The sequence below is a fragment of the Brevundimonas bullata genome (assembly GCF_003350205.1).
In the GTDB taxonomy this organism is placed as follows: Bacteria; Pseudomonadota; Alphaproteobacteria; order Caulobacterales; family Caulobacteraceae; genus Brevundimonas; species Brevundimonas bullata.
On record NZ_QLLC01000051.1, the window covers coordinates 1 to 15867 of the forward strand.

12 protein-coding genes are annotated in these 15867 nt (G+C 67.2%); 3 read left to right on the forward strand and 9 right to left on the reverse strand.

The window, feature by feature from the left end; genetic code table 11:
* Positions 1–107: 107 nt before the first annotated feature.
* From DXK21_RS15470 to DXK21_RS15480, 3 genes are all read right to left on the reverse strand, one after another.
* Complete coding sequence (locus DXK21_RS15470) at positions 108–800, reverse strand: IS6 family transposase (RefSeq protein WP_114818665.1); 693 nt, start codon at positions 798–800, stop codon at positions 108–110.
* Positions 801–926: 126 nt separating this feature from the next.
* Positions 927–2198 (reverse strand): cbb3-type cytochrome c oxidase subunit I, encoded by a 1272-nt coding sequence (locus DXK21_RS15475; protein WP_114818666.1) that lies wholly within the window; start codon positions 2196–2198, stop codon positions 927–929.
* Between the two features lie 77 nt (positions 2199–2275).
* Positions 2276–2968, reverse strand: a complete 693-nt coding sequence (locus tag DXK21_RS15480; RefSeq protein ID WP_114818667.1) for an IS6 family transposase — start codon at positions 2966–2968, stop codon at positions 2276–2278.
* A gap of 241 nt (positions 2969–3209) precedes the next feature.
* On the opposite strand from DXK21_RS15480, the gene fba reads away from it, so the two are divergent.
* Positions 3210–4295, forward strand: coding sequence for a class II fructose-bisphosphate aldolase (gene fba / locus DXK21_RS15485; RefSeq protein ID WP_114818668.1), 1086 nt, complete (start codon positions 3210–3212; stop codon positions 4293–4295).
* Positions 4296–4430: 135 nt separating this feature from the next.
* On the opposite strand, the gene DXK21_RS15490 is transcribed toward fba, so the two are convergent.
* Entirely contained in the window at positions 4431–5069 is a 639-nt protein-coding gene (locus DXK21_RS15490) for a DUF2799 domain-containing protein (RefSeq protein WP_114818669.1), read from the reverse strand.
* 79 nt (positions 5070–5148) lie between these two features.
* Here DXK21_RS15490 and DXK21_RS15495 point away from each other — a divergent pair, with 79 nt between their 5' ends.
* Both DXK21_RS15495 and rpoH read left to right on the forward strand, forming a co-directional pair.
* Entirely contained in the window at positions 5149–6150 is a 1002-nt protein-coding gene (locus tag DXK21_RS15495; RefSeq protein ID WP_114818670.1) for an RluA family pseudouridine synthase, read from the forward strand.
* Positions 6151–6377: 227 nt separating this feature from the next.
* Complete coding sequence (gene rpoH / locus DXK21_RS15500) at positions 6378–7262, forward strand: RNA polymerase sigma factor RpoH (protein ID WP_114818671.1); 885 nt, start codon at positions 6378–6380, stop codon at positions 7260–7262.
* Between the two features lie 173 nt (positions 7263–7435).
* Here the strand turns inward: rpoH and DXK21_RS15505 are convergent, their stop codons facing one another.
* From DXK21_RS15505 to DXK21_RS15525, 5 genes are all read right to left on the reverse strand, one after another.
* A complete protein-coding gene (locus tag DXK21_RS15505) occupies positions 7436–8242 on the reverse strand; it encodes a response regulator (protein WP_114818672.1) in 807 nt (268 codons plus the stop codon).
* Between the two features lie 87 nt (positions 8243–8329).
* Entirely contained in the window at positions 8330–9625 is a 1296-nt protein-coding gene (locus DXK21_RS15510) for an adenylosuccinate synthase (RefSeq protein WP_114818673.1), read from the reverse strand.
* A 78-nt stretch (positions 9626–9703) separates the two neighbouring features.
* Entirely contained in the window at positions 9704–10876 is a 1173-nt protein-coding gene (locus DXK21_RS15515) for a phosphoserine transaminase (protein WP_114818674.1), read from the reverse strand.
* 37 nt (positions 10877–10913) lie between these two features.
* Positions 10914–11816: a DnaJ C-terminal domain-containing protein gene (locus tag DXK21_RS15520; protein WP_114818675.1), complete on the reverse strand. Its 903-nt coding sequence runs from the start codon at positions 11814–11816 to the stop codon at positions 10914–10916.
* A gap of 220 nt (positions 11817–12036) precedes the next feature.
* Positions 12037–15717 (reverse strand): baseplate multidomain protein megatron, encoded by a 3681-nt coding sequence (locus tag DXK21_RS15525; RefSeq protein WP_114818676.1) that lies wholly within the window; start codon positions 15715–15717, stop codon positions 12037–12039.
* Positions 15718–15867 lie beyond the last annotated feature (150 nt).

Consider the following 15867-nt stretch of genomic DNA (forward strand, 5'->3'; position numbering starts at 1 on the left):
GGATGATAACCCTTCCTTCTTTCCGAAGCTCGAGTTCTGTCTGACGATTGAGGAGGGGCTGTCAGGCTAACTGAGCTCAGTCAAAAACTCCCCTACCCTGCTCAATATCAGGCGACAGCCGCCGTCCATGCGGCATCCGCATCGACGCGAAAGCGACGAAGTGTAGGTCTGCTGATCAAATGGCGCTGGAAGTTGAAGGTGTTGTAGATCGCGGCGTGGGTGGTGAGAAATCTCTGGGCTGAGGCTTGGGATTTGAACCTCTGATGCTGCCGCTCCCGTCGTCGGATCGGCAGATGTGAGTTCTCAACGCGGTTGTTGTCACGAAGCCTGCCAGGGCGATGCAGATGGCGCAGTTCCAACTGATCGAGTGCCGCACCGTACGAGGCCAACCCGTCCGTCGTGATGGTTTCTGGCTCGACCGGTTGATTGCGCAAAAGACGTCTGATCAGCTTCAAAGCCGCCTCTGTGTCCCGCTGGCGCTGGACAACGACGTCTAAAACCTCGCCTTCGTCGTCGACTGCGCGCCACAGATACATGCGCCGTCCTCCGATCTTGCAGACCATTTCATCGAGATGCCAACGGCCTGTCGGAGGCACTCTCCGCTTCTTCAGCCGCCGTGCAATCAGAGGCCCGAACTTGATCGTCCAGCACCGGATCGTTTCGTAGCTGACGTCAATTCCGCGTTGCGCCATCAGTTCCTCGACGTCGCGGAAGCTAAGATTGAAGCGAAAGTACAACCACACGGCATGACGGATCACCTCAGCTGGAAATCGGTGACGTTTAAACGATAGCGGCTTCATAAAACGCCTTCTCCACCAATGGCTTGTAGCCTTCTAGGTGGAGCACCTTTAGCGTTAGACTGACAGCACCGCTCAAACAGGTCGGAAACCACTTAAGACCTGCTCAGCTCAAGGGTGCCACCACCGTCACGCGCGACGACGGCTCCCCCAGAAGGCTTTCACCGCGAAAAGGACGAAAGCACCCACGCCGACGGCGAACACCACGTCGCCCGGTACCCGTGCCCAGACCAGCCCCTCCATGATCGGATGGTGCATCAGTTCGGCCGAGCGTGCGGCGGCGTAGTTTTCGTTGAACGACACATAGGTCTGCCAGAGGCCCTGGGGCAGCAGCGACAGGAAAGTCATCATCGCCAGGCCGATGTTCAGGCACCAGAAGGCGATAGACAGCAGGCGCTGGTTCCAGATGCGGGGATTGGTCAGACCGCGCATGCAATAGAGCACCAGACCCAGGCCCAGCATGCCATAGACGCCGAACAGGGCGGCATGGCCGTGGCTGGCCGTCGTGTTCAGCCCTTGCATGTAATAGAGGGCGATCGGTGTGTTGATCAGGAAGCCCAAGAGGCCCGCCCCGACCAGGTTCCAGAACAGGACGGCGGCGAAGAAGCGGAAGGGCCAGTGATAGACCTCTTCCCACTCGTTCTGGCCCTCCAGCTTGGAGCGGTTGTAAGCCTCGAAGCCGACGACCGCGAGCGGGACCACTTCCAGCGCCGACAGCACCGAACCTAGCGCGATGACGCCGATCGGCGTACCGCTGAAATACAGGTGGTGGAAGGTGCCGAGCACGCCTCCGCTGAGGAAGACGATGGTGGCGACCAGAACCGCCGTAGCGGCCACGGAGGGGCGAACCAGCCCCATACGCACCAGCAACGCCGAGACGATGGCGGTCGCGAAAACCTCGAACACGCCCTCGACCCACAGGTGGACCACCCACCAGCGCCAGTATTCCATGATCGAGATGTGGGTCTTCTCGCCCCACATCAGGCTGGCGCCAAACAGCAGACCGATTGCCACGGTTGAGATGGCCACCAGCAGGATCAGAGACACGCCGCCCTTGCGCCGCAGCAGAGGCCACAAACCGCGAAGGACTAGAAGCACCCACAGCATCAAGCCGATGAAGAGGTAGATCTGCCAGAAGCGGCCAAGGTCGGTGTATTCGTAACCCTGATGCCCGAACCAGAAATTGGCGGTCAGGTTGCGGAAGAAGCCGTTGACAGCTGCCCATTGTCCGGCGAATGAGCCGACGACAATGACGAGCAGGCTGACGAACAGGAAGTTGACACCCCAGACCTGGAACTTCGGATCCTTGCCCGACAACAGCGGCGCGACATAGAGGCCGGCGGCGAGCCAGGCGACGGCGATCCACAACACAGCCAGTTGCGTGTGCCAGGTGCGGGTCACGGCATAGGGGAGGTATTCGGCGAAGGAACCGTCAGGTTAACTGAGCACATTCAAAAAGCCCCCAACCCTGCAAAATATCAGGCTACCGCCGCCATCCAAGCGGCATCCGCATCGGCGCGAAAACGACGAAGTGTGGATCTGCTGATGAGATGGCGCTGGATATTGAAGGTGTTGTAAATCGCCGCGTGGGTGGTGAGAAATCTCTGGGCTGAGGCTTGGGATTTGAACCTCTGCTGCTGCCGCTCTCGTCGCCGGATCGGCAGGTGAGAATTCTCAACGCGGTTATTATCACGCAGTCGACCGGGACGATGAAGATGCCGTAGTTCCAACTGATCGAGGGCCGCACCGTAGGATGCCAGCCCATCCGTTGTGATGGTTTCCGGCTCGACAGGTTGGTTACGTATAAGACGTCTAATCAGCTTCAAAGCCGCTTCTGTGTCCCGCCGACGCTGGACGATGACGTCTAGAACCTCGCCTTCATCATCAACAGCGCGCCACAGATACATACGTCTGCCACCGATCTTGCAAACCATCTCATCGAGATGCCAGCGGCCTGTGGGTGACCCACGTCGCTTCTTCAGCCGCCGTGCAATCAAAGGCCCGAACTTGATCGTCCAGCACCGGATCGTTTCGTAGCTCACGTCGATTCCGCGTTGCGCCATCAACTCCTCGACATCACGGAAGCTCAGGTTGAAACGAAAGTACAGCCACACGGCATGACGGATCACCTCAGCTGGAAAACGATGTCGCTTAAACGATAAGGGCTTCATAGAAATGCCTACTCCACCAGTGGCTTGCCACCTTTTAGGTGGAGCACCTTTAGCGTTAGACTGACAGCACCTGGGCAGATCCCTCACCTCTTCCGGGTCCATGGGCTTCACATTTGACGATCCCTCTTGCCCGCGCAGATGAACCTTCCGGGCCAAGACACTCCCCCGTTCCGTCGGCGTGACTTCCTCGCCCCTTCGGGCTAAAGCCTGAGCAAAATAATACCGGCTCAGGAGACTACCCATGGCGCGCATCACGCTGCGACAGTTGCTCGATCACGCGGCGGAGAACGACTACGGCCTGCCCGCCTATAATATCAACAACATGGAACAGGGCCTGGCCATCATGGAGGCGGCGGAAGCCGTCAACGCTCCGGTCATCATCCAGGCCTCGCGCGGCGCCCGCAGCTACGCCAACGACATCGTCCTGGCCAAGCTGATCGACGCCCTGGCTGAACTGTATCCCCACATCCCGGTCTGCATGCACCAGGATCACGGCAACGGCCCGGCGACCTGCGCCACCGCCATCCAGTACGGCTTCACCTCGGTGATGATGGACGGCTCGCTGGAAGAAGACGCCAAGACCCCCGCCTCCTACGAATACAACGTCGACGTCACCCGTCGCGTCACCGAAATGGCCCACTCGTGCGGCGTCTCGGTCGAGGGCGAACTGGGCGTGCTCGGCTCGCTGGAAACCGGCATGGGCGAGGCCGAAGACGGCCACGGCTTCGAAGGCAAGCTGGACCATTCGGCCCTGCTGACCGACCCGGATCAGGCCGTCGACTTCGTCCGCGCCACCAAGGTCGACGCCCTGGCCATCGCCATGGGCACCAGCCACGGCGCCTACAAGTTCAGCCGCAAGCCGGACGGCGAAGTCCTGGCCATGAACGTGATCGAGGAAATCCACCGCCGCCTGCCCGACACCCACCTGGTCATGCACGGCTCGTCCTCGGTGCCGCAGGACCTGCAGGACATCATCAACGCCTACGGCGGCCAGATGCCCCAGACATGGGGCGTGCCGGTCGAGGAAATCCAGCGCGGCATCAAGCACGGCGTGCGCAAGATCAACATCGACACCGACAACCGCATGGCCATGACCGGCGCCGTGCGCAAACTGCTAATGGAAAAGCCGGGCGAGTTTGACCCGCGCGCCTGGCTCAAGCCCGCCAAGGAAGCCATGCGCAAGCTGTGCATCGAGCGCTATCAGCAGTTCGGCTGCGAAGGTCAGGCGTCGAAAATCCGCCCCCTGTCCACCGCCCAGATGGCCAAGCGCTACGCCGCCGGCGAACTGGACCCGCACTTCGGCGCCTCGGCCACCAAGGCCGCCTGATCACCTTCTCGCGTCATCCCGGAAGCGGCGTAGCCGCTATCCGGGACCGCAGGAAGCGCGGCGTCCTCAGCGGTCCCGGCTCTGCGCCTCGCTTCGCGAGGCTCCGGCCGGGATGACGGCCTTAGGCTGCTGAAATCACCACACCCCGTAGCGACCGCCGATGGCGCCGATCACCGCCCGCGCCTCGATCTCGGCATAGCGCAACTCATCTTCCGCACGGCGCGCATCGCGACGCGCGTCCTGAAGCTCGCCGCGCACCTCGCGGATACGCTCGCGAACGCGCTCGCGCTGCTCGTCCGTCAGCCCCTCCTGCCGCAGTTCGCGCTGCTTGGCCTCCAACTTGTCCTCACGGCTCTCGATACGGCTGATGGCCGAGTTGAGCGCGCTTTCCGCCGACGACACGGCCTGCTCCGCCGCATAGATCCGACGCCCGTCCTGATAGGCGGGCAGGAAGTCGCGCTCCTCCGCCGGCGAGCAGACACCGCCATAGCTGGCGCCCTGACGCCCCTGCCGGAAGCCGTTCTCCCAGGTGCAATAGGTTCGCAAGCCGTCCTCGCGGGCCGACAGATAGGCGCTCATGTTCGGGACCACGCCAAACTTGGCGCAGGCCTTGGCGTGATCGTCCAGCCGGCTGGTCTGATGTCCCGCCGCGCCGTCGCGCCAGCCCTGCCCGCCCCAGTCGCCGACCAGGCACTGATCCTGGCTCATGGTGGCGCAGCCGGACAGCAGAACCACGCCCGTGGCGGCGACTGCAGCGGCGATCAAAAGCTTCATTCCGGCCTCTCCCAAGGCATTTCACGCGGCGGCCAAGGACCGATGAAGCCTCGCCCCGCAAGCCATGCTATTTCGCCCTATGGCCGATGAACCTTTGCTGACGGAAGACGACGACGCGGAAATTCTCGAGGCGCAGATCGACGCGCCCGGCGTCCGCCTCGACAAGGCCCTGGCCGCCGCCTTCCCGACCCTGTCGCGCGCCCGGCTTCAGGCCTTGCTGGCCGAGGGCGCCGTCCGCCGCGACGGCCAGCCGATCACCAGCGGCTCGGCCAAGGCCCAGACCGGTCTCTACGCCGTCATCATGCCCCCGGTCGTCCCCGCCACGCCCCAGCCGGAGGCCATCCCGCTGACGGTGCTGTTCGAGGACGCCGACCTGATCGTCATCGACAAGGCCCCCGGCATGGCCGCCCACCCGGCCCCTGGCTGCGAAACCGGCACCCTGGTCAACGCCCTTCTGGCCCACTGCGGCGCTGGGCTGTCGGGCATAGGCGGCGTGGCCCGCCCCGGCATCGTCCACCGCCTGGACAAGGACACCTCGGGCGTCATGGTCGCCGCCAAGTCCGACCGCGCCCACGCGGGCCTGTCCGCCCTGTTCGCGACCCACGACATCGAGCGCATCTACATCGCCCTGACGCGCGGCGCGCCCTCCCCCGAGAAGGGCCGCATCCAGACCCAGATCGGCCGCTCCAGCAGCGACCGCAAGAAGATGGCCGTGCTCAAGGCTGGCGGTCGTGAAGCCATCACCGACTATGTGGTGCAGAAAACCTTCGGCCAGCCCGCCAAGGCCTCCGCCGCCCCGCTCGCCGCCCGCGTCGCCTGCACCCTGCACACCGGCCGCACCCACCAGATCCGCGTCCACCTGGCCTCCAAGGGTTCGCCCCTGCTGGGCGACCCCGTCTATGGCTCGGGCAGCCCCGCCATCCCGGTCCGCGCCGCCGTCGCCGAGGTCGGCCTGACCCGTCAGGCCCTCCACGCCGCCGTCCTCGGCTTCGTCCACCCGGTGACGGGTCAGGCCCTGCGTTTCGAGACCGCCCCGCCCGAGGACATGCAGCGCCTGGAAGCCCTGCTCGCAGAACTTTGAGCCCGCATCCTCGCCCGATTTGATCAGCAACTCACACTGTGCTAATAGGCTTGTAACGGTGCACGTGGCGCCGGGGTCACAGTCACGCTTTCGTGTGACGATCCGCCCCTACAAATCGGGGCAACCCATCGCCACTTGGATCGGTTGAGGGGTGAGGCGATGGCGCACGCATGTGGTCATGGCCGTGGCGCCTGCTCTTTACTTATCGGTCGGAGGGACCACGTCTAATGGCTAACTCGACACTCGCGGTGATGTCGCCTGAACAGGGACTGTCGCGCTATCTCACGGAAATCCGCAAGTTTCCGATGCTCACCAAGGACGAGGAGTTCATGCTCGCCAAGCGTTGGAGCGAGCACCAGGACCCCGAAGCGGCCCACCGCCTCGTCACCTCCCACCTTCGTCTCGTGGCCAAGATCGCCATGGGGTATCGCGGCTACGGCCTGCCGATCGGCGAAGTGATCTCAGAGGGCAATGTCGGCCTGATGCAGGCCGTCAAGAAATTCGATCCCGACAAAGGCTTCCGCCTGGCGACCTACGCCATGTGGTGGATTCGCGCCTCGATTCAGGAATACATCCTGCGCTCCTGGTCCCTCGTGAAGATGGGCACCACCGCGGCGCAGAAGAAGCTCTTCTTCAACCTGCGCAAGGCCAAGAGCCAGATTTCCGCGTTTGAAGAGGGTGACCTGCGCCCCGAACACCTCGCCGCCATCGCCACCAAGCTGGGCGTGTCGGAAGAGGAAGTCACCAACATGAACCGCCGCCTCAGTGGCGACGCCTCGCTGAACGCGCCCCTGCGCGCCGACGGCGAAAGCGAGTGGCAGGACTGGCTGGCCGACGACAATGCGGTGTCCCAGGAAACGGCCCTGGCCGACTCCGAGGAAAAATCCATCCGCATGAGCCTGCTCGAAGAAGCCATGCAGGAACTGACCGACCGCGAGAAGCACATCCTCACGGAACGCCGCCTCAAGGACGATCCCGTCACTCTGGAAGAGCTCGCAGGCCAGTACGGCGTGTCGCGCGAACGCGTGCGTCAGATCGAGGTCCGCGCCTTCGAGAAACTGCAAAAAGCCATGCGCGCCGCCGCCGAAGAGCGAAACCTGGTCGACGCCTGACGGGCTCATGAGCCTTTCCTCCCCATTCCATGGGGAGGTGGCGCGGCGCAAAGCGCCGTGACGGAGGGGGCGGCGCCACCTGTCCGGGTTCGCGCCAGATGGTGGGTGGCGGCGACGTCCCCTCCACCACTTCGTAGTCCCCCTCCCCATAGAATGGGGAGGAAAGAAACGCCTTACCCCGCCCGAGACAGGCTCTCGGGCGAGGCCAGCGCCAACACCGCGCCCACCGGCCCGGCCAGCGTCGCCTTGGTCGGGGCGCCCGCCGCCAGGTTCGTCTCCAGACCCGCCGCAACGATCGCCAGCGACGCGTCGCCGGTCTTGATGGCCAGGGCCTTCAGCGTCTCGGCCTGCTGCTTGATGGCGCGCACCGCCTGCATCGGATCACTGTCGAACTGGGCCATGGCCGAAGCCAGAATCCGCATCGCCTGATCCTTGACCGCCACGACCGCCTCGGCCGCCGACGCCGGCTTGTCAGCCTTGCGCTTGCCCGGCCCCGCATAGTCGTCGGAGTTGAAGCGGCGGCGATCCGGCCCGATGTAGCCCACCGCCTCAACCCAGTCGCGCGGCTTGGTGGCCAGGTTCTCAACCCGGCGGAACAGGTCGCCGCTGGTGAAGGGCTTCCTCAGAAACTCGTGCACGCCGGAATCCCGCGCGCCCTTGATGGTGCTGGCGGTGGCCTCGGCCGTGACCATGATGATCGGCACGCGGCGACAGGCCAGGCTTGAGCGTCGGATGCGCCGCGCCAGAGCCTCGCCGTCCAGACGCGGCCCCGACCGCTCGGTCAGGATCAGGCCCGGCTCCATCTCGCGGGCCAGATCGATCACCTTCGCCTCATCGCCCTCGACCGCGACATCCCGCGATCCAAAGCCCTTCAGCAGGTCGGACAACAGGCGCGCGGCGGCAGGGTTGGGGTCGACGATCAGCACCCGGCGCACGACCGGCGCGATCTTCTGCATCGTCTTGGCGTCTAAAGCGAACACGGCTCGGCTCCATCTGGAGCCAAGAAGGTAAACTCAGGGGGTTAAGGGGCCGTTTCCCTTATCGGGACACGCCCCCTGCCCTCAGCCTCAACCCTGGAACGGATCGCGCATCAGGATGGTGTCGTCCCGCTCAGGACTGGTCGACAGCAGGGCCACCGGCGCGCCGATCAGTTCCTCGATCCGACGCACATACTTCAGCGCATGGGCGTTCAGGTCCTTGAACGTCCGCACCCCGGCGGTGCTCTCGCTCCAGCCTTCCAGTTCCTCGAACACCGGCTCGGCCGAGGCCTGAGCCTTCAGGCTGGAGGGCAGATAGTCCAGCACCTCGCCGTTGATGCGATAGCCGACGCAGATCTTCAGCGTCTTCAGACCGTCCAGCACGTCCAGCTTGGTCAGGGCGATGCCGTCGATGCCGTTGATCGCCACCGACTGACGCACCAGAACCGCGTCGAACCAGCCGCAACGCCGCGCCCGACCCGTGTTCACCCCGACCTCGCGGCCCACGACCGCCAGATGCTCGCCGACCTCGTCGTTCAGCTCACAGGCGAATGGGCCCTCGCCGACGCGGGTCGTATAGGCCTTCACAATGCCCAGCACATAGCCGACGCCGCGCGGCCCGATGCCCGACCCCGCCGCCGCCTGCCCCGCCACCGTGTTGGACGACGTCACATAGGGATAGGTGCCGTGATCCACGTCCAGGAAGGCGCCCTGCGCCCCCTCGAACAGCACGCGCTTGCCCTCCTTCTGGGCCTGATCCAGCACGCGCCAGGCCGGCTTCACATAGGGCAGGATCTTCGGCGCGATCTCCAGCAGTTGCGCCAGCAGCGCCTCGGGGTCGATCGGCTCCAGCCCCAGACCCGCACGCAGCGGATCGTGGTGCGAACGCAGACGCTCGATCTTGATCTTCAGATCGTCTTCATTGGCCAGGTCACAGACGCGGATGGCGCGACGCCCCACCTTGTCCTCATAGGCCGGACCGATGCCGCGCCCGGTCGTGCCGATCTTGGCGCCCGGCGCGCTGGCGGCGGCTTCGCGCGCCACGTCCAGAGCCGGGTGGATCGGGAGGATCAGACAGGCATTGTCGGCGATGGTCAGGATGTCGGGGCTGATGGCCACGCCCTGGGCGACGATCTTCTCGATCTCGCCCACCAGATGCCAAGGATCGACGACCACGCCGTTGCCGATGATCGAGGGCTTGCCCTGCACCACGCCCGAAGGCAGCAGCGCCAGCTTGTAAACCTTGCCGTCGACGACCAGCGTATGGCCCGCGTTATGGCCGCCCTGGAAGCGCACCACCATGTCGGCGCGATTGGACAGCCAGTCCACAATCTTGCCCTTGCCCTCGTCGCCCCATTGGGCGCCGACTACCGCGACGTTCGCCAAGATCGTTTCTCCGCAATCCAGAATGCGGTGGGAGCCTATAACCCCTGAATCGTCCGGAGTCGCCCCGACAGCGCAGAATTATGCGCTCAGTTCACTGACCGCCGTCGCAAACGCCCATTCCAGCCACGGCGTCGCGTCCACGACATCCGCCGTCTCGACCGTGCAGCCGCACCACAACCGCAGCCCCGGCGGCGCGTAACGGTGCGGCTCCATGTCGAACACCGCGCCTTCGCCTTCCAGCAAGGCCTTGAACCGCTTCACAAAGGCCTTCTGCCCGGCCTCGTCGAGGGCCGCCACGCGCGCATCGGTGAACTTCAGGCAGACCGAGGTGGTCGAGCGGATTTCCGGTCGATCCGGCAGCATGGCGACCCAGTCGGTCCGCTCCACCCATTCCGCCAGCGCCGCATAGTTGGCGTCGGTGCGTCGGATCAGTTCTTTCAACCCGCCCGCGCCCTTGGCCCACTCCAGGGCGTCGATCCAGTCCTCGATGGTCAGGATGGAATAGGTGTTGATCACCACCCCGTCCGCCAGCGTCCGGTCAAAGCCGCTCTTGTCGGTCAGGCGCAGCACCTTGGGGATCGACCGCTCGGGGCGATAGGTATCCAGCCGCGCCACGGCGCGCGGCGACAGCACCATGACGCCTATGCCCGCCTCGCCGCCCAGCGCCTTCTGGAAGCTGAAAGTGGTCACATCCAGCTTGTCCCACGGCAGGTCCATGGCGAACGCCGCCGAGGTCGCGTCGCAGATGGTCAGCCCCTCGCGGTCGTCGGCGATCCAGTCGGCGTTATCCATGCGCACGCCCGACGTCGTGCCGTTCCACGGAAACACCACGTCCTTGCTGGGATCGACCCGGCTCATGTCCGGCAACTCGCCCCAGGGCGCCGTCAGCACCTCGGGCTCCAGCTTCAGGTGATCGCGCACGTCGGTCGCCCAGACCTGGCCGAAGTTCTCATAGGCCACGACCTGAACCGGCCGCTCTCCCAGCATCCCCCACAGCGCCGCCTCGACCGCGCCCGTGTCCGAGCCCGGCGTATAGAGCAGTACATAGTCCTCGGGCGGGCTCAGCACTTCGCGCGTCAGCCGCAAGCCGTAGGCGAACCGCTCCACCACCTCCGGCGCGCGAATGCCCCTCCCCAGCAGGTTGGTCGGCAGCCCCGCAAGCGACCACCCCGGACGCTTGGCCGTCGGACCGGCGGAGAACCACGGGCGAGCAGGCTTGGCGTCAGGCTTGGCAACGGCTTGGGCGATCATCGTCGTATCCAGCTTGGGGAGGAGATTGAGGGGCGGCTCAGCGTCCGGGCTTATAGGGGCGCTTGTCGCGCCACTCGGTCGCGAACCGGATCAGGTCGTCGTCCGGGGTTTCCGGCAGCGTCACCACCAGCTTGGCCAGCAGGTCGCCGCGCTTGCCCGCCGCATAGGCGCCGCGCGCCTTGAGCCGCAGGATCTTGCCGCTGTTCGAGCCCTTGGGGATGGTCATCATCACCGCGCCCTCGGGCGTCGGCACCTGGATCTTGCCGCCCAGCACCGCGTCAGGAACCGACACCGGCAGGTCCATGGTCAGGTCCGCCCCATCACGCTTGAACACCGGGTGCGGCGCGATCTTCAGTTCGATCAGGGCGTCGCCCGCCTGGCCGCCGCGTCCCGGCGCGCCCTGCCCCTTCAGCCGGATCACCTGGCCCTCGGACGCCCCCTTGGGAATGACCACGTCCAGCATCCGACCGTCCGAGAACTGGATGCGGCGCGTCGTGCCGGCGATGGAGTCCTCCAGACTGATGTCCAGCGTCGCCCGCACGTCCTGGCCCTTGCCGCCAAAGCCGCCGCGCCCCGCCGTGCGCCCGCCGCCGCCGAAGGCGCCGAACAGCTCTTCCAGGTCGATGTCCTCGAACCCGCCGCGTCCGCCCGACCCGCCGAATCCGCCAAAGCCGCCCGAACGCCCGCCGCCGCCCGGAGGCGCGCGGAATTGCTCGCGGCCGTCCGCGTCGATCTCGCCGCGATCATACTTGGCCCGCTTCTCGGCGTCGCCCAGCAGGTCGAAGGCCGCCGTGATGCGCTTGAACCGCTCCTCCGACACCTTGTCGCCGGGGTTCTTGTCCGGGTGCAGCTCCTTGGCCAGCTTGCGGAACGCCTTCTTGATCTCGTCCGCGCTCGCGCCTCTGGCAACGCCCAGTTCCTTGTAGGGATCGCCAGCCACGTTCGCTTCACTCCGACATCAGAAAAAGACCAGAGCGTCAGTTAAGCCATGCGCCCCCCCGCTGGAAGGGGCGATCCCCCCTTTCCTCCCCACTTGTGGGGAGGGGGACCGCGTAGCGGTGGAGGGCGCGGCGCAAACGCCCGCCGTGGAATCGCCCCCTCCGTCACGTCGACTTCGCCGCCGCGCCCTCTCTCCACCGCTGCGCGAAAGGCAGGAAAGGTCACAGCCCCACCACCGCCTCCGCCCCCCAGCCATAGCCGGCGCCCCACTGCGCCACGCCGATCCGCGCGCCTTCGCCGACCCCGCCCGGCCAGTCCGCCGCCATCTGCGCCGCCGCATAGACCGCCTCCAGCCCCTCGACCTCCCAGACCCGCTTCTCCGCCGCGCCGTCCAGCACTCGCACCCGGAATCGACGCGGATCGACCTCGACCGGCTCCGCCTCCCAGCCCTCGCCGTTGACCCGCACGCGCGGCCTCCACGACAGGCGCCGCCCGCCGTCCTCGACCGCCACCCGCAGATGCGCCGGTCGCCAAGGCCGCGCCGCCCGCCCGGTCCAGCTGAAATCGACCTCGCTAAACCCACTCCCGCCCGGCGCCGCACCCGCAGGCCCGGCCCGCCAGACGCGCGGCAGCCCCCGCTCGCCTGGCGCCACTTCCGCCCGCGCCATGTCGCGTTCCAGAAACACCACGACCGCCCCGGCCAAGGCCCCCGCAGCCGTCGCCTCCTCGCTCCCCTGTTGTCCGCGCAGCAGGCCGCTCAGCCGCCAGACCTCGCCGCCGACCAGTTCCGCCCGCCGATACTGCACCACTTCCCAGCCCGCCGCCGTCTCCAGCGCCAAAGCATTGCCGCCCCCCAGCACCCCGCCCGCCGTCAGGCTCTCCGGCGCCCGCCCTTCGACGCGCACCATGATGGCGTTGGCCTCGTCCCAACGCCCGACCACGCCGCGCCCGACCGCCTCGGTCAGCACCCCGACCGTCGCCGGCCGCACCACCGTCACGCGCGGCGTCAGCGCCTCCACGCTCGCGCCCCCATGCACCGCCATCGGCGTCCAGGGCTCCGCCGCCACCACAACCACCGGCCGCCCGTCCTCCTCCGCGCCCGGCAAGCGCGGCAGGTCCAGCAGCCGCAAAAACGGCGCGCCCACTACCGCCGGCCCGTCGCCGGGCCGCCAGTCGGTCGGCGCCTCATCGACCCGCACGACCACCACCGGCTCCAGCACCGCCGACGGCTGCTCGTCCACATCCAGCCGCGTCACGCGCCAGTCGCCCGTCCGCCCCTCGACCTGCACCACCTCGCCCGGCTCCAGCCGCAAGGCCTCCAGCGGCCCCAGCTTCACCGTCAGTCGATCCGTCTCGCCCCCGGTCGTCGCCAGGGTCCGCCGCGCCGGCGCACCGGCCACGCCCGCCCCGCACACCGCCGGCAGTTCCAGATCAACCCCGCCGCCATGGCCCGCGCCGCGCACCACCACCGACCCGGTCTGATAATCCGCCGCCTCGTCGATGAAGCGCACCCGCGCCGCGCCCGGACGCGGCTCAAGCGACCGATCCGCCACGACGCTCGCGCCCTCGTCCGGCAGGGCCAAGGCCTCCGCCGTCAGCGTCAGCCCCACGGCCGTCTCGCCCAGCACCGCGATCCGTCCGCCCCGCTCGGCCGCCGTCGCCCCCAGACCCGCCAGCAGCGGCTCCAGCGCATCCCGCGTCCGCATCGGTCGATCAATCACATAGCCCGCGATCTCGCCGTCCAGCGCCCCGATCTCGAACGCCTCCTCCGCCAGCCCGCCGCGCTTCAGCACCGCCGCGACCAGATCCGCCGCCTCGCCGCCCATGCGCCCGTTCAGCCAGTGCCCGGCCCGCCACGCCCCCGCGTCAGCCCACACGCCGCCCCGCGCCGGAAAGGCCGGAAACGGCCGCGCATCCCAGCACCAGGCGTCCGCCCCTTCGACCATCCGCCCGCCATAGACGCTCGACACCGGATTGTTCGCCACATCCTCAAAGTGCGTCAGCACCGCCTCCAGCGCCCGCCGCTGCATCCGGTCGTCGCGCGCCCCCGTCGAATGCGGCGGCAGGGCGTTCTCGGAACTCTTGGGGTCCTGGAACAGGTTCGGCGCATTGCCGCCCCGGTCCACCGCCGCACAGCCGAACTCGGTCAGCCGGATCGGCTTCATCCCCGGAACCCAGGCCGTCGGCGTCGCCGACCGCACGCCCGCGACCCGCTCATGGTGAGCGTTCGACCACCACCCCTTCAGGTCCTTGGGTCGATACAGCCAGTCCTCGTCATGCGCCCCGTCGCTGATCGGCGTCCGCACCTGCCCCGCCCGATCCTCGGCGCTGGCGTAGAACCAGTCGAAGTTCTCGCCGCCCGCGACCTGCATCGCCAGATAGGCCGGGTCCGCCGCCCCCTCATAGGCCGCCGCATCCAGCCCGCCGTCGCCCCCGCGCCAGTCGCCCAGCGGCGGATACCAGTCGATGCCGACGTAATCGATATTCGGATCGGCCCACAGCGGGTCCAGATGGAACCGCGCCTCGCCGTCCTTCTGCCAGCCGAAATACTCCGACCAATCGGCGGCGTAGCTCAGCTTCACTCCCGCCCCGACAATCGCCCGGCACTCCGCCGCCAGCGCCCGGAACTGCGCCGTCGCCGGAAAGCCGCCGCCCGCATCGCGGGTCCCGGTCAGCCCTCGCATCTCCGAGCCGATCAGCAGGCCGTCCGCCCCCTCTTCCGCCGCCATCCGCGCATAGTGCAGCGCCAGCCGCCTCAGGCCCCAGCCATCCGCCGTCCCGAACATCGCTGCGACCTCCGCCGCCGCCCCTGCGCCGTCCGTCCCGGCCACGCGCCCGCGCCACGGATAGCCGGGACAGTCCATGAAGACGAAGGGATACAGCGTCACCTCCACCCCCCGCGCCTTCAGGCTGCGGATCGCCTGGCGCACGCTCTCGTCCGACGGCGTCCCGCCATAGGCCGGCCCCCCGTCGACCTGCGACACCAGATGCGCCTCATGCCGCTCCAGCCCGGCCACGCTCCAGCGCATCGGCTTGGTCATCTTGTCGCGCCGATCCACACCGGGTCGAACCTGACAATGCCCCGCCCGCACGTCGTCGCCGAACCAGCCGACGATCAGGCTGACCCGCTTCAGGTTCGGCGCCTGCACCATCAACTGATCCAGCGACACTTCGATATCCGCCCGCCCCTCGGCGTTGTTGACGTTCTCAGGCCTGCTCTTCGTCAGCCCCTCGCGCCGCATCACGGCTTCGGTCGCCAGACAGAACTCCCCCGCTCCAGGGATCAGACACACCCCCTCCAGCCGGTCCTCCAGCCGCCGCTCAACGCCCATCGGCCGACGAAACACCTCGAACGCCAGCTGCGGCGCCCGATTACCGAACGGCCCCAGCGGCAGGTCCTCGAACACCACATAGGCCGTGCCGCGAAACGCCGAGGCCGCCCCTTCCACCGCCTCGATCAACGGGTCCGGCGTCTGCGTCTCGGTCCCGCGATGCACCCGCATCGTCACCCCGGTCAGGTCCAGCGGCTGACCGTCGGCCCAGATCCGCCCCACCCCGTCGATCGGCCCCTCGCCCAGCCCGACGGCGAAGCTCAGCGAATAGTCGTACTCGACCGTCTTCTGCCCGCCCTTGCCGCCAGACCGCTTGTGCTTGGTCTCCAGGAACCGCGCGGCCCAGATCACCTGCCCCACCACCCGCGCCCGGCCAAAGACGCAGCCCATCGGCGCCCCGTCCGCCGACGACTGCAGGCTCAGGCCTTCCAGCCGCGGCCCCTTCTGCCGCGCCGGCGACAGGCTGGCGATCACCCGGTTGTCGATGGCCTTGCCGATGGTCGAGCCGATGAACTGGCCGATCGGCCCGCCGATCTGCTGGCCCACATTGCTCAGAATGACCTGCGCCAAACCCTCAGCCCTCCGTCTTCACCGGCCAGCGAAACGCCGCGACCAGCCTTCGCCGCCACCACGGCCCCATCCAGCTCTCGACCACCGCCCGCCCCCAATAGGCGTGGATCATCTTCCATTCCGGCCCGTCATCCGAGGACAGGATGGCGC